General features: G+C 70.4%; 19 protein-coding genes. 3 read left to right on the plus strand and 16 right to left on the minus strand.

Features of this window, described 5'->3' with window-relative positions:
* From ahcY to ABKA17_RS47125, 13 genes are all read right to left on the minus strand, one after another.
* The coding region (gene ahcY / locus ABKA17_RS47065) for an adenosylhomocysteinase (RefSeq protein ID WP_353698634.1) at positions 1 to 1,299 on the minus strand (1,299 nt) is incomplete at its 3' end.
* On the minus strand, positions 1,277 to 2,182 hold the full coding sequence (gene metF / locus ABKA17_RS47070) for a methylenetetrahydrofolate reductase [NAD(P)H] (protein ID WP_353698635.1): 906 nt from the start codon (positions 2,180 to 2,182) through the stop codon (positions 1,277 to 1,279). The genes ahcY and metF, both read right to left, overlap by 23 nt.
* Positions 2,179 to 5,682 (minus strand): methionine synthase, encoded by a 3,504-nt coding sequence (gene metH / locus ABKA17_RS47075; RefSeq protein ID WP_353698636.1) that lies wholly within the window; start codon positions 5,680 to 5,682, stop codon positions 2,179 to 2,181. Before metH ends, metF begins: the two co-directional genes overlap by 4 nt.
* Positions 5,679 to 6,662 (minus strand): carbohydrate kinase family protein, encoded by a 984-nt coding sequence (locus tag ABKA17_RS47080; RefSeq protein ID WP_353698637.1) that lies wholly within the window; start codon positions 6,660 to 6,662, stop codon positions 5,679 to 5,681. The genes metH and ABKA17_RS47080 overlap by 4 nt, the downstream gene beginning before the upstream one ends.
* An 88-nt stretch (positions 6,663 to 6,750) precedes the next feature.
* On the minus strand, positions 6,751 to 7,959 hold the full coding sequence (gene metK / locus ABKA17_RS47085) for a methionine adenosyltransferase (RefSeq protein WP_353698638.1): 1,209 nt from the start codon (positions 7,957 to 7,959) through the stop codon (positions 6,751 to 6,753).
* 213 nt (positions 7,960 to 8,172) lie between these two features.
* Positions 8,173 to 11,535: a condensation domain-containing protein gene (locus ABKA17_RS47090; protein ID WP_353698639.1), complete on the minus strand. Its 3,363-nt coding sequence runs from the start codon at positions 11,533 to 11,535 to the stop codon at positions 8,173 to 8,175.
* Between the two features lie 516 nt (positions 11,536 to 12,051).
* Positions 12,052 to 13,020, minus strand: a complete 969-nt coding sequence (locus tag ABKA17_RS47095; protein WP_353698640.1) for an aromatase/cyclase — start codon at positions 13,018 to 13,020, stop codon at positions 12,052 to 12,054.
* 191 nt (positions 13,021 to 13,211) lie between these two features.
* On the minus strand, positions 13,212 to 13,961 hold the full coding sequence (locus ABKA17_RS47100; RefSeq protein ID WP_353698641.1) for a thioesterase II family protein: 750 nt from the start codon (positions 13,959 to 13,961) through the stop codon (positions 13,212 to 13,214).
* A gap of 408 nt (positions 13,962 to 14,369) precedes the next feature.
* Positions 14,370 to 15,191 carry an AfsR/SARP family transcriptional regulator gene (locus ABKA17_RS47105; protein ID WP_353698642.1) on the minus strand — a complete coding sequence of 274 codons (822 nt, stop codon included), beginning with the start codon at positions 15,189 to 15,191 and terminating at the stop codon, positions 14,370 to 14,372.
* 370 nt (positions 15,192 to 15,561) lie between these two features.
* The gene (locus tag ABKA17_RS47110) at positions 15,562 to 16,407 is read right to left on the minus strand and encodes an AfsR/SARP family transcriptional regulator (RefSeq protein ID WP_353698643.1); all 846 of its coding nucleotides are present in this window, start codon (positions 16,405 to 16,407) and stop codon (positions 15,562 to 15,564) included.
* Positions 16,408 to 16,697: 290 nt separating this feature from the next.
* Positions 16,698 to 17,363, minus strand: a complete 666-nt coding sequence (locus ABKA17_RS47115) for a ScbR family autoregulator-binding transcription factor (protein ID WP_353698644.1) — start codon at positions 17,361 to 17,363, stop codon at positions 16,698 to 16,700.
* A gap of 73 nt (positions 17,364 to 17,436) precedes the next feature.
* The gene (locus tag ABKA17_RS47120) at positions 17,437 to 19,026 is read right to left on the minus strand and encodes an acyl-CoA carboxylase subunit beta (protein ID WP_353698645.1); all 1,590 of its coding nucleotides are present in this window, start codon (positions 19,024 to 19,026) and stop codon (positions 17,437 to 17,439) included.
* Between the two features lie 123 nt (positions 19,027 to 19,149).
* A complete protein-coding gene (locus ABKA17_RS47125; RefSeq protein ID WP_353698646.1) occupies positions 19,150 to 19,338 on the minus strand; it encodes an acyl-CoA carboxylase subunit epsilon in 189 nt (62 codons plus the stop codon).
* 336 nt (positions 19,339 to 19,674) lie between these two features.
* On the opposite strand from ABKA17_RS47125, the gene ABKA17_RS47130 reads away from it, so the two are divergent.
* From ABKA17_RS47130 to ABKA17_RS47140, 3 genes are all read left to right on the plus strand, one after another.
* Entirely contained in the window at positions 19,675 to 20,667 is a 993-nt protein-coding gene (locus ABKA17_RS47130) for a ScbA/BarX family gamma-butyrolactone biosynthesis protein (protein WP_353698647.1), read from the plus strand.
* Between the two features lie 786 nt (positions 20,668 to 21,453).
* On the plus strand, positions 21,454 to 22,125 hold the full coding sequence (locus ABKA17_RS47135; RefSeq protein WP_353698648.1) for a ScbR family autoregulator-binding transcription factor: 672 nt from the start codon (positions 21,454 to 21,456) through the stop codon (positions 22,123 to 22,125).
* A gap of 813 nt (positions 22,126 to 22,938) precedes the next feature.
* Positions 22,939 to 24,009 (plus strand): NAD-dependent epimerase/dehydratase family protein, encoded by a 1,071-nt coding sequence (locus tag ABKA17_RS47140; RefSeq protein ID WP_353698649.1) that lies wholly within the window; start codon positions 22,939 to 22,941, stop codon positions 24,007 to 24,009.
* On the opposite strand, the gene ABKA17_RS47145 is transcribed toward ABKA17_RS47140, so the two are convergent.
* From ABKA17_RS47145 to ABKA17_RS47155, 3 genes are read right to left on the minus strand one after another with little or no spacing between them, the layout of a single operon-like run.
* Positions 23,993 to 24,394 carry a DUF6009 family protein gene (locus ABKA17_RS47145; protein ID WP_353698650.1) on the minus strand — a complete coding sequence of 134 codons (402 nt, stop codon included), beginning with the start codon at positions 24,392 to 24,394 and terminating at the stop codon, positions 23,993 to 23,995. The two genes, ABKA17_RS47140 and ABKA17_RS47145, sit on opposite strands and share 17 nt — an antisense overlap.
* On the minus strand, positions 24,391 to 25,902 hold the full coding sequence (locus tag ABKA17_RS47150) for a DNA primase family protein (protein WP_353698651.1): 1,512 nt from the start codon (positions 25,900 to 25,902) through the stop codon (positions 24,391 to 24,393). Before ABKA17_RS47150 ends, ABKA17_RS47145 begins: the two co-directional genes overlap by 4 nt.
* Entirely contained in the window at positions 25,899 to 26,996 is a 1,098-nt protein-coding gene (locus ABKA17_RS47155) for a bifunctional DNA primase/polymerase (RefSeq protein ID WP_353698652.1), read from the minus strand. The genes ABKA17_RS47150 and ABKA17_RS47155 overlap by 4 nt, the downstream gene beginning before the upstream one ends.
* Positions 26,997 to 26,998: the final 2 nt, after the last annotated feature.

A 26,998-nucleotide genomic window follows, 5' to 3' on the forward strand; every position in this document is an offset into this window, starting at 1 on the left:
TCGGGCGACCTTCTCGTCGAGGTGCTTGGGCAGCGTGTAGACGCCGATCGGGTACTCGGCCTGCTTGGTGAACAGCTCGATCTGGGCCAGCGTCTGGTCCGCGAAGGAGTTGGACATCACGAACGAGGGGTGGCCGGTGGCGTTGCCCAGGTTCAGCAGGCGCCCCTCGGACAGGACGATGATCGTCTTGCCGTCGGGGAAGGTCCAGGTGTGGACCTGGGGCTTGACCTCGTCCTTGACGATGCCCGGCACGCTCGCGAGGCCGGCCATGTCGATCTCGTTGTCGAAGTGGCCGATGTTCCCGACGATCGCCTGGTGCTTCATCCTGGCCATGTCGGAGGCCATGATGATGTCCTTGTTGCCGGTCGTGGTGATGAAGATGTCGGCGGTCTCCACGACCTCGTCCAGCGTCGTCACCTGGTAGCCGTCCATCGCCGCCTGGAGCGCGCAGATCGGGTCGACCTCGGTGACGATGACGCGGGCGCCCTGACCGCGCAGTGACTCCGCACTGCCCTTGCCGACGTCGCCGTAGCCGAACACGACCGCCGTCTTGCCGCCGATGAGGACGTCGGTGGCCCGGTTGATGCCGTCGATCAGCGAGTGCCGGCAGCCGTACTTGTTGTCGAACTTCGACTTGGTGACGGCGTCGTTCACGTTGATCGCCGGGAACAGCAGGACGCCGTCGCGCTGCATCTCGTACAGACGATGGACGCCGGTCGTGGTCTCCTCGGACACCCCGCGGATCTCCGAGGCGATCCGCGTCCAGTCCAGCGGGCTGTTCTCCAACAGGGCCCGCACGACGGCCAGTTCCTCGTTCTCGGCGACCGGCAGCTCGCCCGTCTTGCGGTACTCGACGCCCTTGTGGACGAGAAGGGTGGCGTCACCGCCGTCGTCGAGGATCATGTTCGGGCCGGCGTGCCCGGGCCAGGTCAGGGCCTGCTCGGTGCACCACCAGTACTCCTCGAGCGTCTCGCCCTTCCAGGCGAACACCGGGATGCCGGCGGCTGCGATCGCGGCGGCCGCGTGGTCCTGGGTGGAGAAGATGTTGCAGGACACCCAGCGGACCTCGGCGCCGAGCGCGACCAGCGTCTCGATGAGGACGGCGGTCTGCACCGTCATGTGGAGCGAACCCGTGATGCGCGCACCGGCGAGCGGCTGCGCCTCGGCGTACTCCTTGCGGATCGCCATCAGACCGGGCATCTCGTGCTCGGCGAGGGTGATCTCCTTGCGGCCGAACTCGGCCAGGGAGAGGTCGGCGACCTTGAAGTCCGTGAAGTCAGCGCTGGGCTGCGAGGGCATGCTGGGCACTCCTTGAGTTCGTCACGTTGCGGTGGATTTCGAGCGTCGCCGTCGAGCGGTTCAGCGTGATGTAGTGCAGCCCCGGCGCGCCTTCGGCGAGGAGCCGCTCGGCCATCGCGGTGGCGTACTCGACGCCGATGCGGTGACCGTCCGCCGGGTTGTCGCGCACGGCGTCCAGCCGGTGGGCCAGGTCCTCGGGGAAGGCGGCGCCGCTGAGTTCGGCGAAGCGGGCGATCTGGCGTACGTCGGTGGCGGGCATGATCTCCGGGATGATCGGGGTGTCGCAGCCCGCGGCGACCACCCGGTCGCGCAGCCGCAGATAGTCCTCGACCCGGAAGAACATCTGGGTGATCGCGTAGTCGGCGCCCGCCCGGCACTTGGCGACGAAGTGCCGGATCTCGCTGTCCCAGTCCACCGAGCGCGGATGCCGCTCCGGGAAGGCGGCCACTCCGACACTGAACTCTCCGGAGTCCTTGACCAGCCGCACCAGTTCATCGGCGTGGGTGAAGCCGGCGGGGTGCGGGATCCAGGGCGCGTTGGGGTCGCCGGGCGGGTCGCCGCGCAGGGCGAGGACGTCCCGCACACCGGCGTCGGCGTACTGCCCGATGATGTGCCGCAGCTCCGCCACCGAGTGGCCGACGGCGGTCAGATGGGCGACGGGCCGAAGGGTCGTCTCGGTCGCGATCCGCTTGGTCACCTCGACGGTACGGTCCCGGGAGGAGCCGCCGGCCCCGTAGGTGACCGACACGAAGCTCGGTGCGAGCGACTCGATCCGGCGGATCGCCTCCCACAGCGTCCGCTCCCCCTTGGCCGTCTTCGGCGGAAAGAACTCGAAGGAGAACGACGGCGTCCCCCGGTCGAGGATGTCGCGGAGTGTGCTCATTCCCGGCCTCCGGCGTTGAAGTAGCTGGCCTCGGGGTGGTGCAGGACGATCGCGTCCGTGGACTGCTCGGGGTGCAGCTGGAACTCCTCCGACAGATGGACCCCGATGCGCTCGGGCCGGAGCAGCTCGGCGATCTTCGCCCGGTCCTCCAGGTCGGGGCAGGCCGGGTAACCCAGGGAGTAGCGGCAGCCCTGGTACTCGGTACGGAACATGCCGTCCAGCGAGCCCGGGTCGCCCCCGGCGATGCCGAGCTCGTCGCGCACGCGCGCGTGCCAGTACTCGGCGAGCGCCTCGGCCAACTGCACGGACAGTCCGTGCAGTTCGAGGTAGTCGCGGTAGGCGTTCGCCTCGAACAGCTTCGCCGTCTCCTCCCCGATCCGGGAGCCCACGGTGACGACCTGAAGTCCGACGACGTCCGTCTCCCCCGACTCCTCGGGGCGGAAGAAGTCCGCGAGGCACAGCCGCCGGCCCCGGCGCTGACGCGGAAAGGAGAACCGGGTCAGCTCGGACCCGTTCTCGTCGAGCAGGATCAGGTCGTCGCCCTTGGAGACGGCACGGAAATAGCCGTGTACGACGGCCGCCTCCAGCAGGTTCTCCGTCTGGAGCTTGTCCAGCCAGCCGCGCAGCCGGGGCCGCCCCTCGGTCTCGACGAGCTCCTCGTACGTGGGACCGTCGCCTTTCCGGGCCTGCTTCAGCCCCCACTGCCCCTTGAACAGGGCGCCCTCGTCGAGCCAGGAGGCGTACTCCTTGAGCTGGATGCCCTTGACGACACGGGTCCCCCAGAACGGCGGGGTGGGCACGGCGTTGTCGACCGCGACGTCGGAGCGCCCCAGCTCGGGGGTCTCCGCCACGACGGGGACGGCGGTGGTGGTGCTCTTGACCCGCCGCTGCTTCAGCTCGGGCAGCTTCGCCCCCGGCACACCCCGCTTGACGGCGATGAGCGCGTCCATGAGGCGCAGGCCTTCGAAGGCGTCGCGGGCGTAGCGGACCTCGCCCTCGTAGATCTCGTGCAGATCCTGTTCGACGTACGCCCGGGTGAGGGCCGCGCCACCCAGAATGACCGGGTAATCGGCCGCGAGACCACGGGAGTTGAGCTCCTCGAGGTTCTCCTTCATGATCACCGTGGACTTCACCAGCAGCCCGGACATCCCGATCACATCGGCCTTGTGCTCGGCGGCGGCCTCGAGGATCGCGGAGACCGGCTGCTTGATACCGATGTTGACCACGTTGTAGCCGTTGTTGGACAGGATGATGTCGACGAGGTTCTTGCCGATGTCGTGCACGTCGCCGCGGACGGTGGCGAGGACGATCGTGCCCTTGCCCTCGGCGTCCGACTTCTCCATGTGCGGCTCGAGATGGGCCACGGCCGTCTTCATGACCTCGGCGGACTGGAGCACGAACGGCAACTGCATCTGGCCGGAGCCGAACAGCTCGCCGACGACCTTCATGCCCTCCAGGAGGGTGTCGTTGACGATGTCCAGGGCCGGGCGCTCCTGGAGAGCCGCGTCCAGATCCTGTTCGAGCCCGTTCTTCTCACCGTCGATGATCCGGCGCTGGAGACGCTCCTCCAGCGGGAGGGCGGCGAGTTCCTCGGCCTTGCCGGCCTTCAGCGACTTGGCCGTGGCGCCCTCGAACAGCGCCATCAGCTTCTGCAGCGGGTCGTAGCCCTCGGCACGCCGGTCGTAGACGAGGTCGAGGGCCGTCTGCACCTCTTCCTCGCTGAACCGGGCGATGGGCAGGATCTTGGAGGCGTGCACGATCGCCGAGTCCAGGCCCGCCTTCACGCACTCGTCCAGGAAGACCGAGTTCAGCAGGATCCGGGCGGCCGGGTTCAGTCCGAAGGAGATGTTCGACAGGCCGAGGGTGGTCTGCACGTCCGGGTGGCGGCGCTTGAGCTCACGGATCGCCTCGATGGTGGCGATGCCGTCCTTGCGCGACTCCTCCTGACCGGTGCAGATGGTGAAGGTCAGGGTGTCGATCAGGATGTCCGACTCGTGGATGCCCCAGTTGCCGGTCAGGTCGTCGATCAGCCGCTCGGCGATGGCGACCTTGTGCTCCGGGGTCCGGGCCTGGCCCTCCTCGTCGATGGTCAGCGCGATCAGCGCGGCGCCGTGCTCCTGGGCGAGCTTGGTGACCTTGGCGAAGCGGGACTCGGGGCCGTCGCCGTCCTCGTAGTTGACCGAGTTGATGACCGCACGCCCGCCGAGCTTCTCCAGACCGGCCTTGATGACCTCCACCTCGGTGGAGTCCAGCACGATCGGCAACGTAGAAGCCGTCGCGAAGCGGCCCGCCAGCTCCTCCATGTCGGCGACACCGTCCCGGCCGACGTAGTCCACGCACAGGTCGAGCATGTGCGCGCCCTCGCGGATCTGGTCCCGGGCCATCTCCACACAGTCGTCCCAGCGGGCCTCCAGCATGGCCTCACGGAACTTCTTCGACCCGTTGGCGTTCGTCCGCTCACCGATCGCCATGTACGACGTGTCCTGCCGGAACGACACCGTCTGATAGAGCGAAGCCGCTCCGGGTTCCGGACGCGGTTCCCGTGCGGTCGGGGCCAGGCCGCGCACCCGCTCGACGACTTGCCGCAGATGCTCCGGCGTCGTACCGCAGCAGCCGCCGACCAGCGAAAGTCCGTACTCGCGGACGAAGTTCTCCTGCGCGTCCGCCAACTCCGGCGCGCCCAGCGGATAGTGGGCGCCGTCCTTGCCCAGCACGGGCAGGCCGGCGTTGGGCATGCAGGACAGCTGGATGCGGGAGTGGCGGGCCAGATAGCGCAGGTGCTCGCTCATCTCGGCCGGACCGGTCGCGCAGTTCAGGCCGATCATGTCGATGCCGAGGGGCTCCAGCGCGGTGAGCGCGGCGCCGATCTCGGAACCGAGGAGCATCGTGCCGGTCGTCTCCACCGTCACCGACACGATGAGCGGTACGTCCAGGCCGAGGGCGTCGAGGGCGCGGCGGGCGCCGAGGACGCCGGCCTTGGTCTGGAGGAGGTCCTGGGTGGTTTCGACGAGCAGCGCGTCGGCGCCGCCGGCGATCAGGCCCTCGGCGTTCTGCTGGTAGGCGTCGCGCAAGGTGGTGTAGGGGGCGTGGCCCAGGGTGGGGAGCTTGGTGCCGGGGCCGATGGAGCCGAGGACCCAGCGCTGGCGGCCGTCGCGGGCGGTGTACTCGTCGGCGACTTCGCGGGCCACGCGGGCGCCGGCTTCGGAGAGTTCGAGGACGCGTTCGGGGATGTCGTACTCGCCGAGGGCGGCGTGGTTGGCGCCGAAGGTGTTGGTCTCGACGCAGTCGACGCCCGCGTCGAAGTACTCGGCGTGGACCGAGCGCACGATGTCGGGGCGGGTCACGTTGAGGATCTCGTTGCAGCCCTCGAGCTGCTGGAAGTCCTCCAAGGTGGGGTCCTGCGCCTGGAGCATGGTGCCCATCGCCCCGTCGGCGACCACCACCCGGGTGGCGAAGGCTTCGCGGAGCGCGGTGATGCGGGTGCGGTGGTCAGCGGTCATGAGCGTGCTCCGAGGACTGGCGCGAGCGGGGCGGCCGTACCGGGGCCGTAGGCTCGCTCGACGATGTCGGACAGTTGTGCCAGGTCGACCTCGTAGGACTGCGAGCCGACCGCGCCGAGGACCACGGAGGCCAGGGCGCAGCCGAGGCGGGCGGCGGGCTCGAGCGGTACGCCGTGGCTGACGGCGGCGAGGAAACCGGCGCGGAAGGCGTCGCCGACTCCGGTCGGGTCGGCCGTCTCGGTGTCGGGGATCGCGGGGACGACGAGCGGGGGCTGCCCGGCGCGTTCGATGCGTACGCCCTTGTCACCCAGGGTGGTGACCCAGGTGCCGACGACCGCGAGGATCTCGACGCGGCTCCAGCCGGTGCGTTCCTTGAGCAGGGCGGCCTCGTACTCGTTGGTGAACAGCCAGGTGGCGCCGTCGACCAGGTCGCGGACCTGGTCGCCGTCGAGGCGGGCCAGTTGCTGTGAGGGGTCGGCCGCGAAGGGCAGGCCGAGGGCCCGGCACTCGGCGGTGTGGCGGAGCATCGCGGCCGGGTCGTTGGGCGAGACCAGGACCAGGCCGGGGCGGTCGGGGCCGGTGACGAGGGCGCCGAGGTCGATGTCGTGCGCCTCGGTCATGGCGCCCGCGTAGAACGCGGCGATCTGGTTGGCGGCCTCGTCGGTGATGCACATGAAGCGGGCCGTCTGGTGTTCGGCGGAGACGTGCACTCCCCCGGTGTCGACGCCGTGCTCCTTCAGCCACACCGCGTACTCGGCGAAGTCGGTGCCGACCGCCCCGACCAGGAGCGGTGACAGGTCGAATCCGCCGAGCCCGTAGGCGATGTTGGCGGCGACACCGCCCCGGCGCACCTCGAGGCGGTCGACGAGGAAGGAGAGCGAGACGTGGGCGAGCTGGTCGGGCAGCAGCTGGTCGGTGAACCGGCCGGGGAAGACCATCAGATGGTCGGTGGCTATGGATCCTGTCACCGCGATGCGCACGGGAACTCCTTCGGTCGCTTCGGTCGCTGATCGCCGGTGTCGCACGGCGTCGGCCGCGACCGTCGGGCCCGGCCGTCAGGTGTCGGGCTCAGTTGCCCGCGGCTGCCTTGAGCTGCTGGGCGCGGTCGGTGCGCTCCCAGGTGAAGTCGGGGAGTTCACGGCCGAAGTGGCCGTAGGCGGCGGTCTGGGAGTAGATGGGGCGCAGCAGTTCCAGGTCGCGGATGATGGCGGCCGGGCGCAGGTCGAAGACCTCACCGATGGCCTGCTGGATCTTCTCGACCTCGACGGTGTGGGTGCCGAAGGTCTCCACGAACAGCCCGACGGGCTCGGCCTTGCCGATCGCGTAGGCGACCTGGACCTCACACCGGGAGGCGAGACCCGCGGCGACGACGTTCTTGGCGACCCAGCGCATCGCGTACGCCGCCGAACGGTCCACCTTGGACGGGTCCTTGCCGGAGAAGGCACCGCCACCGTGGCGGGCCATCCCGCCGTACGTGTCGATGATGATCTTGCGGCCGGTGAGGCCCGCGTCGCCCATCGGGCCGCCGATCTCGAAACGACCGGTCGGGTTCACCAGCAGGCGATATCCCTCGGTCTCCAGCTTGATGCCCTCGTCGGCGAGCTGCTTCAGCACGTACTCGACGACCTCGTCGCGGATGTCGGGGGTCAGCAGCGACTCCAGGTCGATGTCGGAGGCGTGCTGCGAGGAGACCACGACCGTGTCGAGGCGGACGGCCTTGTCACCGTCGTACTCGATGGTGACCTGCGTCTTGCCGTCGGGGCGCAGGTAGGGGACGGTGCCGTCCTTGCGGACCTGGGTGAGCCGGCGGGACAGCCGGTGGGCCAGCTCGATGGGCAGCGGCATCAGGTTCGGCGTCTCGTCGGTGGCGTAGCCGAACATCAGGCCCTGGTCACCGGCGCCCTGCTTGTCCAGCTCGTCGTCGTCGCCCTCGACGCGGTTCTCGTAGGCGGTGTCGACACCCTGCGCGATGTCCGGCGACTGCGCGCCGATCGACACCGACACACCGCAGGAGGCGCCGTCGAAGCCCTTGGCGGAGGAGTCGTAGCCGATCTCGAGGATGGCCTCGCGCACCAGTTGGGCGATGGGCGCGTAGGCGGTCGTGGTGACCTCGCCGGCGATGTGCACCTGACCGGTGGTGATCAGCGTCTCGACGGCGACACGCGAGGTGGGGTCCTCGCTCAGCAGTGCGTCGAGGATGGTGTCGCTGATCCGGTCGGCGATCTTGTCGGGGTGACCCTCGGTCACGGACTCCGAGGTGAACAGGCGACGGGACATGGCTCTCCTGATGGCTGCGGCTCAAAGCCTGAAAGGGGGTCAGAATCCGGGCGTGGTCACCCGTGACACAGCCAAAGATGTACGACTTCGAACGAGGAGCACTCGAAGAGCGGCGGAACCCCAGCGGAGAGAGCCGGCCCGCCGGCCGTACCGCCATGTCAGCCGTGGTACGCCGATGTCGTGGCGCCCGCCCCGGACTTCGGGGCGGGCGCCTCAGCCGTCCGGTGAGGCGGTGGCGTCCTCGAGCGCCCGGGCGAGATCGCGGGCCCGTTCCTCCTCGTCCGCGCCCGCACCGGCGAGCACCACGCGGGGTGGCCGCCCGCCGTCCGCGGCGATGCGTCGGGCGAGGTCGCAGGCCAGGGCGCCGGCCCCGGAGAAGCCGCCGAGCAGCAGGGACCGGCCGGTGCCGTGCGCGGCCAGGGCGGGCCGGGCGCCGTCGGCGTCGCCGGTGAGCACCAGCAGCTCCCGGGAGCCGTCGTAGGTGTGCGCCAGCAGGTCGTAGCAGGTCGCGGGCGCACCCGGCGGCGGGACCAGGCAGATGGTGCCCGCCTGCTCCTGCGCGGCCGGACGCAGGGTGAGCAGCGGCCCGTCCGGGTCCGCCCCCGAAGACTCCGCCATCTGCGGTACGGCCCTGCCCTCCAGGAGCTTCACGGCGTCCGCGACGGTGGTGGACTCCCCTGCCCACAAGGGGAGTTCGCGCAGCAGCAGGGCGCTCTGCATCAGCAGTTCGGCAGCCGCTTCCTCGTCGAGGACATCACGGTCGTGCACCCCGGTCAGGACCAGGCCACCGGTGCTGTCGTGGTGGGCGAGCAGCCCGATGGGCAGCACCGAGCGTGCGGGTACGGTGCCCGAGAACTCGGCCCTGATCCCCTGTGCGGCGAGTTCGTTCTCGAGGCCCTCCACCGGGTGCGGGGGGTCCTCGAAGACGATGACGGTGGCGGCGGGGTCGGTGCCCGTGCCGCGCCTACCGGGGGGCCGGATCCAGTCGGCGGGGACCCATTCGTAGGCGGCCATGTCCAGGGCGTTGTCCCGTAGTTGCCGCATCAGGTGGGGCAGGGTTCCGGCCGGGTCCACCTCGATGGACATGGGCAGCGAGTTGCGCAGCGGTCCCAGCATCCGGGCCGCGCCGTCGAGGGGGATGCCACGCCCCGGGACGGTCACCGCGAAACAGACCGGGGCCGGTCCGCCGGCGCCGGAGGCCCGGTGGATCAGAATCGCCCAGACGGCCTGCAGCACGCTGCTCTCCGCGATGCCCCACATGCCCGCCCAACGCGCGAGGCGGATGGTTTCTGCGGAGTCCAGGCGCAGCCGGGTGCGGCCCACCCCGGTCAGCCCCGTGGCCCCGCCGGGCCGGGCCGGCCTCGATGCGGCGTCGGCCGGCGGCACGGACCGCGCCCAGAACCCCCGTACGGGCTCCAGGTCCTGGGCCGCGATCCAGGCGGTGAAGTCACGCAGATCGGGACGGCGCTCCCCGCCCGGCAGGGAACCGCCCGCGAGATACGCCCGGTGGAACTCGCGCAGCATGATGTGCGCGCTCCAGGTGTCCAGCAGCGCCCGGTGATAGGTGAGCACGATCCGGGTGGGTGAGGCGGCGCCCTCCAGCGGGCTGCCCTCCGAGCCCAGCAGCGTCAGGCGCAGCGGTCCGGGACAGCGCAGGTCGAAGCCGCGCAGCCGGTCCCGCTCCAGCAGGCCCGACAGGTCCTCGTCGCCGCGCCGGACCCGGACGGTGATCTCGGGGGCGACCCGGCTGTGCACCATGAGCTGCGGTTCGGGGCCGCCGGTGAAGGAGGTGCGCAGCACGGTTTCGCAGTCGAAGACCGACTGCCAGGCGGAGGTGAAGCGTTCGACGTCGAGCGGGCCGTGCCAGACCCACACGAGCTGCTCGACATGGCGGCCGGTGCCGGGCTGCGCGTCGCCTTCCGTGTACAGGGCCGTCTGCTGGGGGGTGGCCCGGAAGACGGACGGGATCGGGGCGTCGGCCGCGTCGGCCAGCTCCCCGAGCGTCTCGCGCAGCAGGTCCGCGAGGGCGGCCACGGAGGTGTCGGTGATGCCCTCGGCGGGGTCGGGCACCCAGTCCAGGCCGAGGTGCAGCTGGCCGCCGGTGACCTGGACCCGCACCTCGAGCCCGTGCGCGGGCCGGCCCGGCGCGCTGCCGGGCACGGGACGGGCGGCGCCGGGCAGCGCCTCCTGCGGGCCGTGCAGAACCAGGCAGACCGGGGCGGGCGCCAGAGCGCGCAGGGTGTCGCGCAGCAGCGGGTCGGGACTCCACTCCCGGCAGGCGCCGAATCCGGCGCCGCCCGCGGCCTGCCCGGCGGCGGCCGCCAACGGGCCCGCCACCGCCGCCAGTTGACCGAGGGGGTCCAGTCCGGGGTCGAGGGCGAGATGCACGGGGTGTACGCCGGTGAGCCGGCCCACGTGACGCCGTAGCCCCGGATGGCCCTCGCGGGGGTCGCTGCGCACGTCGAATCCGATGTCGTCGACCCGCTGCCAGCGGGCGAGTGCCAGGGCGAACACCCCGGTCAGCACCTGCCCGGCGGTCAGTGAGAGCCGGCGCGCGAGCCCCTGGGTGATCCGCCCGGTCAGCTCCTCGTCCACCACGAACTCGAGGTGCCGCTCGCCTCCGGGCCCGCTGTCCCACACGGCCGCCGGGGCGCTGTCGGGCATGTCGCCCGACCGGGTCACCGCGGCGGAGCGCCGGGAGCTGAGCGCGCGGGCCCTGCGGTCGGCGACGAGGGACCAGTGCCGGACCTCGTCGGGGTCGCGGGCCAAATCCCGCAGTTCACCGACCCAGTCGGCCAGTCCGTCCGGCACGCGCCGCGGCCGCGGCCGGACGGTGGCGGTGCCGAGGGCGGCCGACAGGTCGTCCAGGAGGGTCTGCCAGGACGCGGCGTCCACGGCGAGTTGATGGACGATCACCGCGAGCCGGTCGGTGCGCGGCCCCGCCGCCCGGCGGTCCCGGGCGAGCAGGGCCCGCAGCTGCACCCCGCTGCCCGCGTCGAGGGCGCGGCCGATGGAGGCGACGGCCGCGGCGAAGCCGGCCTCGTCGGTGAACTCCCCTTCCGCCAACGGGTCCTGACCGTCTCCGGTCGCCACCTGTCCGATCAGCCGGCCGCCCGTCGCGTCCAGACGGGAGCGCAGCTGAGGGTGGGCGGCCACGACGGCCCGCAGCGCCTCCCGGACCGTGCCCGCGTCCAGCGGTACGTCCGGCTCGATGTACACCGCCTCGTAGCGGTGCCGTACGGGACGGGTCAGGACCGCGCACTGGGCGGGGACGAGCGGACGGTCGGCGAGCGGCGGCTCGGTGAGCAGATCGGCGATACGGCCCACCACGGACGCCGCGATCGCGCCGTCCCGCTGGATGAAGCGCAGCGTGTGGTGGTCGGGCCCGTGCCGCAGCAGCCGGTGCTGCCAGCCGGGCCGGCCCGGGTCACCGCAGGCGAGTTCGCCCAGGACGTCTTCCAGCGCGGCGGCATCGAGGGGTCCGCGCAACTCGAGGTCCCACGGGGCCGTGTGCGGAGGGGGTCCGGGGTCGACGATCACGGAGATCGCCGCGTGGGAGGAGCGGGAAACAGTCATGCGTGTCCGGGGACGTGCGGTCCGCTGAGACCGGCGCGGTCCCCTCCCTCCTCTCCTCTGTAGGCGCTGGATGAGCTGCGACGCCCGGCCCCCGCGGGGACCGTGCCACCGATGCGGTGGCCGACGTACGGAGGCCGGCCCTGCCGGCGTGCTGGACGGTTCGCGTCCGGTTGCGCCGTGCAGGGCCGTGGCGAAGACAGGGAAGCGCCCGAGGACGGGTGGTCGGCGGTGCGGACGGGCCGCGTGCGTGCCCGGTGGAGCCGGTACGGCCAGGACGCACGGAGTGGCTGCGACACGGCGGGCGGGGCGCGGGACGCACGGGGGCGTTGCCACGCTGCCTCGCTTCCATGACGCCTCCTGGTCAGCAGATATCCACAATCCTTCGACTCAGCACGCTAGTGGCAGCACCGGCCCCCCGTCCGTTTTCCCAAGCGGGTGTGCAGCGGTGCCCAAGCCCGTCAGGGCCCATCCATGAGCGGCCGGCCCGGATATCCCTCTCCCGCGCCCGGGGCGCCGTCACAGCATGCGGACGGCGGTCTCGGCGTGCTGCTTGGCGTGGGCGAGCAGGACCCGGCTGTTCCGGCCGATCGCCTCGCGCACCCGTCGGCGGGCGTGGTCCAGGGTCGCGTGCTCGCCCAGTTCGGTGGCGATGTCCTCCTCGCGCAGTACGACGGTGTGCTGCGCGATGACGGTCACGCCCCGCTCGTCCGGGACGACGGACCACTCGCCGGTGTGTGCCTGGATCAGGGCGGGCGTGGTGACCTGCTTGTGGATGATGCGCTCCGCGTGCGGGAAGCAGATCCGCACCGAGTCCGCGGCCTGGGTGCCGTACTCGGTCAGGGTCTCCATGCTCATGCGCTGCACTCCGGGCTCGTCCTCGGTGAGGTCGACCCGGGTGACGTGCGGCACCATCTCGGGCCAGTCCGCGGCCCGGTACAGGAAGTCGTAGACCAGCTCGGCCGGGCCGTTGACGTGCACCGACTCCTCGAAGGTCAGGATCAGTTCGTCCAGACGCGCCCACCGCTCGGCGATCGCCTTGAGGCCCGAGAGCTGGCTGCGGGTGTGCCCTTCCGCGGCCCGCTCCGCCCACGCCACGTCGGCGGGCAGGCCGTCGACGACGCTGAAGTCGTAGACCAGCTCCAGCTCACAGCTGTCCGGCCCGTCGGAGCGTACGGTCACGATGCCGCCCAGCGCGCTCAGCGGAGGCGCGGGCAGCTCCTGCCGGAACTCCACCCGGCGCTTGACCGGGTCCAGGCGCCGCCACGACGTCCATGACTTCAGCTCGCCGTCCAGGAAACACCACGTCCGCAACCGCTCCCGTTCGCCGTCGAACTCCAGGCGTTCCACATGAACGCTCGGGGAGAAATAGAGCGGCCAGTTCACCGCGTCGGCGAAAAGGGCGTAGACGACACCGGCGGACGCGGACACGCGGACCTTGTGCGTCGTCTTCTCGTGTGTCGTCTTCTCCGCGAACTCAACAGACATGTGAACACCTCTCCTACATTGCGCCGACGAGTACGCGAACAGAATTCAGACGGCCGGATGAAAACCGCTGAAGAACGAGCGGAAAGCAGATCGAACAATGCTGGTCCCGTCAGCCGTCGACTGCCGCGTCGCGCAAGGATTCAGGGGCCGGCGGGCGGGCGTGCCCGCACCGGGAGACCGGGGCCGAGGGCTCAGCCGACCGGCACGCTCTCCCGGGCGAGGCGGCTGCTGACACGGCAGGCCCGGCCCAGCAGCCCGGGCAGTTCACGGCCCCGTGCGAAGAAGTGGTGGCCCGGGACGGTACGCAGCCAGGTGGGTCCCTCGGTCCACCGCCGCCAGCCTTCGGCGATCGTGGGCGGCGCCAGCGGGTTGTCCTGCGAGGCGACCACGAGCACGGGCGTGGTGAGCGGCCCCGCGGACGAGGGCCTGCGGGCCGCCTCCTCCAGGGCCTGGGCGAGCTCCAGGTCGGCGCGGAGCACCGGCAGCATGGCCCGCAGCCAGAGCCCTTCGTCGCTCTGGGGCGGCACGGCGCCCTTGCCGCCCAGGACGTGCAGCAGTTCGGCGTCCGTCACCGCGCGGGCGTCGGGCAGTTCCGAGGGAGTGTCGGGTGGCGGGCAGGCGCCCACGGCGAGGAGTGCCGGGCCGGGCAGACCCGCCTCGTGCAGGGCGCGCGTCACGGTGAAGGCGACCATGGCACCGAGACCGTGGCCGTAGAGGACGTACGGCTGCGGGCGCGGGTCCGCGAACCGGGGCAGCACCTCGGCGAGCAGCGCCTCATGGGTGGTCACCCGGGGTTCGGAGCGCCGCCGTTCGCCGCCCGGCAGGGCGACGGGGAGCACTTCGACACCGGGGCCGGTGTGGGCGGCCCAGTGCTCGAAGATCGAGAGGCCCCCCTCGGAGTGCGCGAAACAGTGCAGTCGCACCGGCTGTCCGTCCGACATGGCATCCTCCTCTCCCGCCGCCCCTGGACACACGGGGGCGGGGTTCGAGAATCGCCGGACGACCTCAAAGGCCGCTCGAGAACGGCCAGAGGTCGACCTTCGTCGGCTGTGCCGCACCGCCGAACGGTGTGATCATGGAGAAGACCTCCCTTGCGGCGAGCCTCCAAGAGGTCCGCGCACGGAGGTCTTCGGGCCGGCACCGGCGCCGGCCGGTCGAACGGATGCCGGGCCGGCGCTGTTCCCCCAGCCGCCCGGCCCGCGGCCACTCCGTCCCGCACACTGTCCCGAGGCGCGTTCCACCTGGTCGGGGCCGTGTCCGCCGGCCCGCCGTCCCCCGGCGGGTCACAGGACGAGGCGATGGTGGAAATCGGCCTCTGAGTACGACTCGAGCCCCCGCTCCGGCCGGCCTCAGGCGGCGTAGAGATCGAAGGTCGAGCTGCGCCGGACACCGGCGGCGACATCCAGCTGCGGGTCGACGGCCAGCATCGCCTGGTGCAGCCGCTGCACCTGCGGTGAGGGCTCGACGCCCAGTTCCTCGATGAGCCGGATGCGCAGCTTGCGGTAGACGGCGAGGGCCGAGGCCTGCCGTCCCGACCGGTACAGCGCCACCATGGCCTGCGAGTGCAGCCCCTCGTGCTGCGGGTAGCGGGCCGTCAGTTCGGCCAGTTCCGCGATGAGTTCGGAGTGCCTTCCGAGCCGCAGATCGGCGTCGATGCGCCGTTCCACGGTGCCGAGCCGGCTCTCCTCCAGGCGCATGACCTCGATCCCGAGGATCGGTCCGACCCGGACGTCGACCAGTGCGGGGCCGCGCCACAGTTCCAGTGCCTTGCGGAAACAATTGGCCGAAGTCTCGTCGTCCCCGGCCTCGAACGCCGACCGGCCCTCGGTGACCATGCGCTCGTACTCGTGGACGTCGACGCTCTCCGGCGATATCTGGAGGAGATAGCCGCCGTGCCGGGTGGCCAGCACCTCCTTGGCCGCGCCGGGTGCGTCGGGTCCCATCGCGGTGCCCAGGCGCCGGCGCAGTTGCAGGATGTAGGTCTGCAAGGTGGTGAGCGCGCTCTGCGGCGGCTCGGTTCCCCAGATCTCTTCCATGAGCATGGGGACAGGCATCACCCGTCCGGGGTAGAGAGCGAGCAGGGAAAGAATCTGCCGCGGCTTACCGGCCGTCGGGACGATCGATCCCCCGTTGACCTCGGCACTCAACGGACCCAGAACTTGAATCTTCACTGCTTTCCTCCGTACCTCGTCGAGTTCCTCTCGTGGCTGAATTCCATCACCGTCAGCACACTAGCCGGATTCGCGTCACACCCGACTTTCCTCAACCGGAGCTTGAGGACGTTTCAACCGAAGGCCACAGTCCGGAAATTGATCCACTCAAGGGCATGTGAACGACGACTGGAAGAAAGTGTCCCGCACTATCACGAAATGATTGGCCGGGTTACCTTTTCCATTGAATTCCGTTGCGGAGAAACCGAATTGCGGAATGTGCGGCCCCGCTTGTCGGCGGCCCCTGCGGGCCCGGACATGCCGCTTCCCAAGGCGTCGGCGTACCGGACGAACCGACCGCGCGGAGGCCCTGGGAAAGGGAGGCAGGCACTCAACTCGTGGGAACGAGGCGGTCCTTGGTGGTCTTGGGTGCCGCCGTCGTGGTCTCGGGGTTGGCCGTGAGGATGGACCGCTGAAGGCGCCGCAGCCCCGCCGACGGCTCCAGACCGAGGTCCCTCACGAGCGTGGCGCGCAGCCGCTGGTAGACCTCCAGGGCCTCGCCGCGTCGTCCCGAGCGGTAGAGCGCGAGCATGAACTGGCCGTGCAGGCTCTCATGCGTGCGGTAACGATTCACCAGTACGGTCAGCTCGGCCAGCAGCTCACGGTGGCGTCCCAGCCGCAGATCGGCCTCGATGCGCTGGTCCAGCGCGCACAGCCGGCTCTCCTCGAGACGCTTGATCTCCATGTCCAGCTGCGTCCCGGCCTGGACGTCCGCGAAGGCGGTCCCCGACCACAGCATCAGCGCGTCCCTCAACTGCCGTGCGGCGCCGGGGAAGTCACCGGCGTCCATGGCCCGGTACCCCACGCCCGCGAGACGCTCGAAGGTGCGCACGTCGCTCTCGCCGCCGCCGCTGGCCAGCAGATAGCCGCTGGGCATCGTCACCAGCACATCCTTGGGGGTGCGCGGCCGGCTCTCGCCCTCCGCACCGTCCCGCTCGTCCTTCTCCAGGGCCACGGCGATGAGTTCGCGCAGCTGGAGGACGTACGTCTGCAGGGTGGTGCGGGCGCTGCGCGGCGGGGTGGTGCCCCACAGCTCCTCGATCAGTGCGGTGACGGGCACGACCCGGTCGGCGTGCAGCGCCAGCAGGGCCAGCACCTGCCGCGGCTTGGGGGCCGTCGGTGTGATGGAGACTCCGTTCTCCTGTACGGCCAGTGCGCCGAGTACCTCGATGTCCACGTGATCTCCCCTGTCTTGTGCCCGAGTGCTCCGGTCGGTCCGCGGCCGTCAGCAGATGCCAGTCCGGCGCCATGACAAGAGTAAAAACCGCACGCGCGGTCTGTCAATACCAAACCGCACATCCTGTATTTTCTTAGTGGAGGCATAGCGGCTCAACGCCACTGACCTGCACTTATATATGGTCTCTAGCGCGGCTCAAGGGGTTCTGGATCTGCCCTCCAGGGCGCAACAGGGCGACATGGAGGGAGAACGATACAGAAACAGACCATGTGGTCTGCTAGAGCGGGAGTTCAGCCCGCGGGGCGCTCCGGCGAGGAAGCGGACGAGGAGAGGCCGGCCGCGGGCCGCGAACCGGCGCTCACCAGCCGGTGCAGGTCCCCTCCGTGGGCGAGCCGCGGCAGCAGCACGTCCCAGAAACGGGTGACGCTCTGCCGCGACAGCCAGGAACTGTCGTCGCCGCCGAGAACCTCGAAGCCCGTGGTCGCGGCGACGATGACACGGGCGCTGTCCGCCCAGGACACCCCCTCCGCCAGCGCACCGCTGCGCTCGGCCCGGCGGAGGCTGTCCTCGACCCAGTGCCGCCACTGGGTCCGCAGGGAGGTCTCCCCCCGGCGGGTGCAGTCGCCGGCGAGTTCGAAGCCGCCGCGGACCACGATGTCGTGGGCGAGGCTGCCCATCAGTTCGTGCGTGGCGTCCACCACGGCCTGGAGCGAGTCGCCCTGCCAGGCCCGCGCCGTCTCGGTGATGCGGTGGACGGCCTTGGCGGCCTCCGCCTCGACCGCGTCGGCGAGCATGCCCTTGTTGGCGAAGTGGAAGTGCAGCGCGCCGTTGCTGACACCGGCCCGCCTGCTGATGGTGCTCAACGCCGCGGTGACGAAGCCCTCCTCGGCGAACACCTCGGCCGCGGCCTGGATCAGTGCCTGCCGGGTGCGAGCCGCTCGCTCCTGTTTGACCATGTGCTGTCTCCTGAGAACAGGGACGTCGAAAGCCGGCACCGCACCGACATCCCCGGTCCCTCGGAACGTACTGCTACTGCGGTGGGTTGCCGTGCTTGCGGGAGGGCAGCTCGGCGTGCTTCCTGCGGAGCATGGCCAGGGAGCGGACGAGGACCTCGCGGGTCCGGGCGGGGTCGATCACGTCGTCCACCAGACCGCGCTCGGCCGCGTAGTAGGGGTGCATGAGCTCCGCCTTGTACTCCTTGACCATCTTCTGCCGCATGGCCTCGGGGTCCTCGGCCTCGGCTATCTGCCGGCGGAAGATGACGTTGGCGGCGCCGTCGGCGCCCATCACGGCGATCTCGTTCGTCGGCCACGCGTAGGTGAGGTCGGCGCCGATGGACTGGGAGTCCATGACGATGTAGGCGCCGCCGTAGGCCTTGCGCAGGACCAGCGAGATCCGCGGCACGGTCGCGTTGCAGTAGGCGTACAGCAGCTTCGCGCCGTGCCGGATGATGCCGCCGTGCTCCTGGTCGACGCCGGGGAGGAAACCGGGGACGTCCAGGAGGGTCATGATCGGAATGTTGAAGGCGTCGCACATCTGCACGAACCGTGCGGCCTTCTCACTGGCCTCGATGTCCAGTACGCCGGCCAGGGTCTGGGGCTGGTTGGCGACGAAGCCGACGGTCTGCCCGTCGAGGCGGGCCAGCGCGCAGATGATGTTGCGCGCCCAGCCCTCGTGGACCTCCAGGTACTCGCCGTCGTCGACGACCTCCTCGATCACCTTGGCCATGTCGTAGGGCCGGTTGCCGTCGGCGGGCACCAGGTCGAGGAGCGCGTCCGAGCGGCGGTCGATGTAGTCGTCGCCGCGCACCCTGGGCGGAGCCTCCCGGTTGTTCTGCGGCAGCAGCGACAGGAGGTAGCGCACCTCCGCGATGCAGGTCTCCTCGTCGTCGTAGGCGAAGTGGCAGACACCCGACACCTCGGCGTGCACGTCCGCGCCGCCCAGACCGTTCTGGGAGATCTCCTCACCCGTCACGGCCTTGACCACGTCCGGGCCGGTGATGAACATCTGCGAGGTCTCGCGGACCATGAACACGAAGTCGGTGAGGGCCGGGCTGTAGGCCGCGCCGCCGGCGCACGGGCCGAGCATCACGCTGATCTGCGGGATGACACCCGACGCCTTCGTATTGCGCTGGAAGATGCCGCCGTACCCGGCGAGCGCCGACACACCCTCCTGGATGCGGGCGCCGGCGCCGTCGTTCAGCGACACCAGCGGTGCCCCAGTAGCGATGGCCATGTCCATGATCTTGTGGATCTTCGTGGCGTGGGCCTCGCCCAGCGCACCGCCGAAGATCCGGAAGTCGTGCGCGTACACGAAGACGGTACGTCCCTCGACCGTCCCCCAGCCCGTGATCACACCATCCGTGTACGGCTTCTTCACTTCCAGTCCGAAACCGCTTGCCCGGTGCCGGCGCAGCTGTTCGACCTCCTGGAAGGAACCCGGATCCAGCAGCAGTTCGATGCGCTCCCGGGCGGTCAGCTTGCCCTTGGCGTGCTGCGCCTCGGTCGCCTGCTGGCTGGGGCCGGCGAGCGCCTTCTCCCGGATGCTGTCCAGTTCCGCCACGCGCCCGCGGATGTCGGCGGCTCCCGGGGCCATCGATGCCCGGCTCGTCATAGCCATGTCAGGTGCCTTCCTGGGACAAGGCCGAGGAGGTCCCGCCCCGAGTCCGTGAAGCCATCGTAACAAACCGCTCATGCGGTTTCTGGTTGAGAAGTGAAGGAATTCGGGAGATGCACCTCGCCATCAGCGCCAACTCTCGGGCGCCGCGTAGGCATCCGGCTCTCGCCACCAGCTGATTTCAGCCGTCGGCGGTTCCTCGGGCGCCTCCTCCGCGCCCGGCCGCAGGCCGAGCAGCACCGCGACCACGGCGGCCAGTTCGACCTCGTCAGGATGGCCTCGCTCCACCCTGATCAGGGCTTCTCCCGTCTCCATGCCACCGATCCCCCTTTATGTCGGGCCTGGAGACACGGTCGGGGAAGCCACTCAAGGACGACTTTCGGATCACTCGAGGTAGGGGCCGGGCCGTGTTCCGCAAACCCGGACCGATGGCGGGCACCCCACAGATCGGCGCACCACGGGAGGCGTGGACGGGGGTCCCTCACCCCAGGAGCCACCCCGTGATCATCTACACATCCAGGAACGCACCGTTCCATTTATCGCACGGTTGAGCGACGCGTTCCTTCTAGAAATTAAACCGGATGGTATGTATCTTCGCTCTCCTGAGGGATCCACCACTCACATTCAAGCCGAGGCGGCTCAGGGGGAGCTATGTCTGCGAGCACGTTCCACATGAACGATGTGAAACCCGGCGCGGCGCTCATCGAAAGCGACACGATGACCTCCATCGAGGCTCGTGCCCTGCTCTACAGGTCTCTGACCACCACTGTTCCCAAGGAACTCGTCCACCGGGCGAGTGTCGCCGAGGTCATGCTGACCGACTGGGAACGCGTGCACGACGAGCACTTCAGCGTCGCCGCCCAGTGGCCTCGCGGACACAGCTTCTTCGCCAACGTGGACGGCTGCCACGATCCTTTGATCGCAGCCGAAACGATCCGGCAGGCCGGAACGCTCCTGGCTCACGCGGAGTTCGGCGTCCCCCTCGGTCATCACTTCCTCATGTGGGACCTCTCGGTCTCCGTGCAGCCGACGAACCTCCACGTCGGCACCACGCCGGCCTCGGTCGACGTCGAGATGACCTGCCAGGACGTCAAGCGACGCGGAGACAGGCTGGCAGGCTGCCGCTACAACGCGGTGATCCGCCGCAACGGCCAGGTCGCCGTCACCGGAAGCGCCAACTTCACCTGCGCCTCCCCCAAGGTCTACGAGCGACTGCGCGGCGAGCACGGCGATGCCATGCACCAGCCGCTGCCGCTCACCGCGCCCACTGCGCCTCAGAACGTCGGCCGGGTCTCCCCCATGGACGTCGTTCTGTCACCCATCGGAGAGCCGGACCGCTGGCTGCTGAGGGTGGACACCCGCCACCCCATCCTCTTCGACCACCCCGTCGACCACGTGCCCGGCATGGTTCTGCTGGAGGCTGCCCGCCAGGCCGGGACCGCGCTCCTGGGCCACCCTTGCCTGCCCCTCGACATCACCAGTGAGTTCAAGAAGTACGTGGAACTGGACGCTCCTTGTGTGATCGAGGCGCGCCGCCTGCCCGACTCGGGCACGGACCGAGGGGAGCGCGTGCTCGTGACCGCCTATCAGGACGAAGCGCCGGTGTTCCGGTCCACCGTCACCATGGCACCGGTCGCCGAGTGACGACCCGGCCGGCCCGGCGGAGCCCCGCTCCCACCGGGCCGGCCATGGCACCGCGGTCCGCGAGTGAGCCTGGGCCCCTTCGCGAAAGCCCGAGGACGGTGCTCCGCGCGAGGAGCTCGCCGGGCGCCAGCCACTGATCGAGGCGCCCGACGCATCGAAGGCGTGCCGACGGCCCGGAGGCTGCCGTTGCGCAGGTACGGGCAGGTCCGCGCCCTGCCGTAGGCGCCTGACGCCCACTGACCGACGCCGTGTCACCGAGAGCGGACGCCGTCGGCCCGGCCCCCGAGAAGGGCCGGCGAGGTGGTCTTGCCACCCGTCGCACTCCAGCCATTTATGCGGTCCGGACGAAGCGGGGCCCGTCGTCACCCGCGACGCGGACGACGCCTGTGATCACCAGCCGCGCTCCCCCATCGGTGATCACAGGCCCTCGATGCGTCCGGCCGCCGTCGCCTCCGCCACGACCGCCCCCGCGCCCTTCGCGGAATTCCCTGGCCATGAGGCGGACACGTAGTTCGGCCGGAAGCCGCCCAACCACTTCACCGCCTACCGTTCCGGCGACTCTCCGACGCCAGGATCACGAGATCCTCCGCCCCCGCCCGGTCGCGTGCGGCGCCGCCGCGCACCATGATCGACTGGTTGCGCCCCGCATCCCCGACCCGGTGGTTTTCCGCAACTCATTGAATGCCGTACGGCCAGAGGGGTGCGCGATCTCCGATTGCCTGTAAGATACAAACTGGGCGGTTTTTTTAGTGGGTCTCCGGGCTCATCGATCAGAGGAGGCCGAAAGTGGCGAAACAGGACAGGGCTATCCGCACCCGGCAGACGATCCTCACGGCAGCGGCAAGGGTCTTCGAGGAGCACGGCTACCAAGCCGCCACGATCTCCGAGATCCTCTCCACGGCCGGCGTCACCAAGGGAGCCTTGTACTTTCACTTCAACTCCAAGGAAGAGTTGGCGTTCGGCGTACTCGAGGCGCAGCACGTCCAGTACCTGATCCCCGAAAGGCCCTGCAAGCTGCAGGAGCTCGTGGACACCGCGATGCTGCTCGCGTACCGGCTGCAGAGCGACCCCATGGTGCGGGCCAGCGTGCGTCTGGCCATGGACCAGACAGCGACCGGCCTGGACCGCACGGGCCCGTTCCTGCGCTGGCGCGAGCTCACGAACGATCTGCTCAAGCAGGCCTACGACCGGGGCGAACTGCTGCCCCATGTCGTACTGAGCAAGACCTCTGACGTGTTCGTGGGAGCCTTCACCGGCGTCCAGTCCATGTCCCAGGTCCTGAGCGGCTACCAGGACCTCACCGGCAGGGTCAGCGAGTTGATGCGCCATCTGCTGCCCAGTCTGGCGCAGCCCTCCGTGATCGCCTCGCTGCGGCTGTCGGCCTCCCGAGGGGCCGAGGTGTTCGAGGAGGCTCAGAGCGTGATGGCGGAGCAGAAGGAACCGGTAGCGGTCGACTGAGCGGCAGAGTCATGTGACGGGCCGTGTCACTCCCGGTCCGCGTGTACTTTGGGCTCCAGAGTCACATCCGGTTTCGAGACGTTCGGCAGTTGACGCGCGGTGCCGGTGGCAGGGGTTCCCCCACGCCCCTCAGCGAACGCCGGGAAGTATGCACGGCCAGTGCATCCGACGTCTGCTGCCCAGGGGGGGTTGGGACATGAGATCGCTTGTCGGAAAGACAGCCTCGGTCACGGTTCACGACGGCGCGGACGAACAAGCAGCCTGTGAGACCCCCGAGCCGACCGGCCAGGAGGGCGGGCCGTCCCTCCATTGCCCGAACACCAGGTCACCGCGGTTTCTCTCACCGCGGGGCCTGAAGAATCCGCGCACCGGCGCCCGTGCCGTCGACGTCCCGCCGACGGCCGCCCGGGGCGCGTACCCCGAGTCCGTCGTGAACTCGATGACGACAGGTCCTTGAGCTCCTGCACGCCGGCCCCGGTGGCGGCACGGTGAATGCGGTCGACCCCGGGCACACGGAGACCGAGTGAACGCGCGCACGCGGGCGACCGCGGACGCCGTAGCACCGGAACTCTCCGTCCTTCCCTACGTCGGGCGCATCCCGCTGGATCACCGGCGGGCGCCTCGACGCCGACGGCGGCTCCCCTCTCCCTGACGCCACGCCGTAGCCCCCTCCGCTCCCCCTGAGCGACCGTGGCCCGACCCGCATGGCCATGCACCCCTTTATAACAAACCGTATGTGCGGTATGTTTCTGATCTGGGAGGCCACGCTCGCCAGAGCGTCAGGATGCCTGCCTTTTCACAAGGAGCCCAGTCATGCTCTCTCTGACATCGAGGCCGACCAGCACCACCACCACGACCAGGAACGGCACCGATCCGGTCCTGGTCGTCGGGGGCACCGGTTTCATCGGCGGCGCCGTGCTGAGGGAACTGACCCGACAACACCCCTCACCCGACGCCGCGTCCTCGCTCCACGTACTGTCCCGCACGCCGCCTCGCGTAGCCGCGGCCACCGGAGTGCGCCATGTGGCCGGCGATCTCACCGACCCGTCCAGCCTGCGCGGCGTCTGCTCCGGCATCGAGACCGTCATCCACGCCGCCAGTTACGTGGGACGCGACCAGCAGAAGTGCCACGACATCAACTACCTGGGCACACAGGCCCTGCTGAACGAGGCCCGCCGCAGCGGCGTCCGGCGCTTCATCTACGTCAGCACCGCCTCCGTCTACGGAATGGGCCCCCATCGCGGGGCCGCCGAGGGCGAGTTGGCACCCTCGCCGACCTCGCCGGCCAGCACCTCGCGCCTGCGGGCCGAGGAGGCGGTCCGGGCTGCGGGCGGCATCGTCCTGCGCCCCCACCTCGTCTACGGCATCGGCGATGACTGGTTCATCCCCACCCTGGCCCGGGTGCTGCGCCAGGTGCCCTTCTGGCCCGCCGACACCACGCCCCAGGCCTCCGTGATCGCGGCCGAGGACCTGGCCCGTGTCATCGTCGCGCTGGCGCGACAGTCAGGGCCGCACTGGGGCGGCGGCACCTATCACGTGGCCGACCCCCGACCTCTGCTCATGAACAGCCTCCACTCGGGCCTGCGCGCCCTGCTGCGGCTGCCGGTGGCGCAGGAGGTGCCGATCGGCGACCACCGCTCGCTGGTGCGGCAGTTCATGCCCGACCTCTCCGACCACCAGTACGCCCTGCTCACCGAGGACTGCTGGTTCGACTCGAGCAGCATCTGGCAGCGAACGGGCCTGAACCCGGGCCCGGGCTTCGAGCGGCGCTTCGCGGCCTGCTCCGCCTGGTACGCGAAGCAGCTGACTCCCGCCCTGCGCGCGGAACCGAAAGCCTGCCAGTCCCTGCTCAGCCTCCCGGCCACCGCTACAGCGGCAGCGTGATCCCCAGTTCCCGCATCGCCGAGGACGGCGGCCCGCCCTCCGACCGCTCGGTCTTGCACCCCTTGCTGCCCGGTGCCAGCGTGCGCGGATCCACGGCCTCGGCGGGCGCGCCGGTCGCGTAGAGGCCTTCGGGGTCGGTGTCGCGGTCGTGCGGGAGCAGCCAGAACACCCGGCGGCGGAAGGTACCCGAGGAGCGCGACGGCTTGGCATCGGGACCCAGCAGTGCGTAGCCGACCATGCGTCCGTCGCGGTGATAGGGGGGCTTGCCGCGGCGCGTCGGCAGCCGGTCCAGGCTCTGGCGCACGTAGTCGAGCGTGCTGATGTCCTCGAGCCAGACGAAGTCGTCCTCGTGAACGAGCTCGTCCTCGGCGATGAGCGCGCTCATGCTGTCTCCTCGTCGGCAACCAGTCCGATGCCCGGATAGTACTTGCGCTGGTTGGACAGGATCATTTCCTTGGGCGACGCCAGTCCCACCACCTCTCGGACCCGTGCCGCGAAGGCCCGGGACGAGATCGCCGGAGCCCCTTCATTCTGACACCACGCCTTGTAAACCGCGTAGAGCTGTGCCTGTTCCGCTCTCAGGGCCGGGGCGAGCCGGCAGGACTCGGAGAGGAAGCGCCCGGTGTGGTCCTCGGTCTCGGCGTAGGCCGTGGTGGCGATCCGTACGCGTTCGGGACCGGTGAGGTCCTTCTCGCCTCTCAGGTAGCGACGGGCGCCCAGGATCAGCCAGTTGAGGATTCCCGGGCCCTCCTCCGTGACGAGGATGTCGGCCAGGTTGTCGATCTTGCGGTCGTCGGGCACGACCCTCTCGAACGGGATCAGCCGCATCCGCCGCCAGAACGCGAAGCCTCCGGTGCCGACTTCGGGCCGGTGGTTGCCCAGCAGCCAGAGTTTGTGGGTGGGTTCGAAGCTGAAGAAGTCCTGGCGCATGCGGCGGGCCTTGATCCGGTCGCCGCCCGTCAGCAGCTTCACGCGGGCCTCGTCGAAGCGGTCCCCCGGCTTGACCTCGCTGCACACGATGACCCGCCGGCCGTGCAGCTCGGCCAGGTCGGTGGGATGCCCCTCGTAGGGGCGGGCCATCAGGAAGCCGGGCGGCGCGGCGTCGGCGTAGTCCCCCACCAGTTTCATCAGGACGTCCAGCAGCACCGACTTGCCGTTCTTGCCGGACCCGAACAGGAACGGCATGACCTGCCCGCCGACGTCGCCGGTGATGGAGTACCCCAGCAGCAGATGCAGGAAGTCGATCATCTCGGCGCCCTCGGGCCCGTCACCGAAGGTGTCGACGAGGAACCGGTCCCAGCGCGGGGTGGGCATCGGCTGGGGGGCCGCGGTCGTGGACCGGGAGTGGAAGTCCTTGTCGGGGTCGGGCGTACGGATCAGTCCGGTGCGCAGGTCCACGACACCGGCCGGGGTGCACAGCGCGTACGGGTCGGCGTCCAGGCGGGCCGCGTTGAGCACCATGCCGGGCGCGGACCGGGCCTGCGCGAGCATGGCGTTCATACCGCTGGTGCTGAGCGCCCGGCGGCGGTGCTGCTGGAGCGCGGTGGTGGTGAACACGCCGCGCGGGTCGTTGCTCGCCAGGGATTCGGCGAGATCCCCGGCGGCCCACATGACGGTGTCGTCCTCGTCGATCTGCCAGCGGGTGCTGTCCCAGCGGAACCAGCCGAGACCGGGCACGTGCCGGTAGTCGTTGGAGTAGAGCTTGACGAACAGCTTGGCGTTGCCGCGGTCGCTGAGGGTGTCGGGCAGCAGCCCGTCGGCCGTCGCCTGTGCCTGCGGCTGCGCGTCGGCGGGAGCGTCCTCCTCGGCACGCGGGTGCGGCACGGGCTGGGCGAGGATCTGCGCGGCGACGGCCTGCGCGTCGAAGAGGGCGTCGTCCTGGCGGGACGTCATACGCGTCCTCCTGGGGCCAGTGGGCGCCTGCGGCCGGCGTTCAGGCCGCTGCGGATGATGGCGGTGTATCGGCGTTCCTGACCCGGTCGGGCGTGCTCGGCGGCCTCGCTGAGGATCCGCTCGGCCTCGGTCGCCGCGAGCCCCCCGCCGGCGACGAGTCCGCCCGCGGTGTAGGCGGCACGGTTCAACTTCTCGGAGAACGCGGCTCCTTCGGCCACGGCGGCACAGGCGGCCACTTCCGCCAGCAGCGCCCCCAGAGCCCGGCTGACGGCTCCGCGGCCGCCTCCGGCGGCAAGGACGGCCTGCCGGGCCCTCGGGGGCACCGGTCGCGGCGTGGGCACGTACGCGGGCGGCAGATGGCCGGTGCGCTCCAGTTCGCGGGCCAGCCAGTCGGGCAGCGGCGCCGGCTCCCGGGCGGGACCGACGGGTTCGTACACCCCGGCGCTGGTCACGGTGCCGGGCGCGACGATGTACCCGCCGTGCGCCCGAACGTCGACCTGCCAGGCCAGGCCGCGGCCGCCGGAGCCGGTGGAGCACTGCCAGCGGTGCCCGCTGTGGGCCCGGTACCAGACGTGCAGGCCGCCCGAGGGGGTCCTGACGCGCAGGGTCGTCTCGTCGTCGGCGGGGCTCGGGAAGCCGCGCAGGGCGGCCAGCACGCCGATGGTGTGGAAGCCGTTGGCCAGCCCGCTCAGGTCGATGCTGCCGGAGATCGTGATGCCCGGCAGCAGGCGGTCCCGGTCGGGGAGTTGGCGTTCGTGCGCGTCGATGTCGACGACCAGCAGACCGGCGGGCCCGCAGGAGATGCCGACGCCGAAGCCGGCGTTGGCGCCCCACCACTGCTCGATCCGGGCGAAGTCGAGGGTGGCGGCGTGGAATCCGTGGCACCAGCGACCCGCGGCCGGACAGCCGCAGCCCCTGTGGTGATGGCCGGGTCGACGGCAGTCCTCGCAGTTGCCCGCAGGGGTCTTGCGCCCTGGGGCCAGCGGATGGACGGGCCATCCCCGGCTGGCACACCACCGAGCCGTCACCAACGCGCCCGCGACCGGGGCGGACAGAGATGAGTAGCTACGTGAGTTGTGCAGCTCAGAGGCCATGC

Origin of the sequence: Streptomyces sp. RG80, from assembly GCF_040446465.1 — a bacterium.
GTDB lineage: Bacteria > Actinomycetota > Actinomycetes > Streptomycetales > Streptomycetaceae > Streptomyces.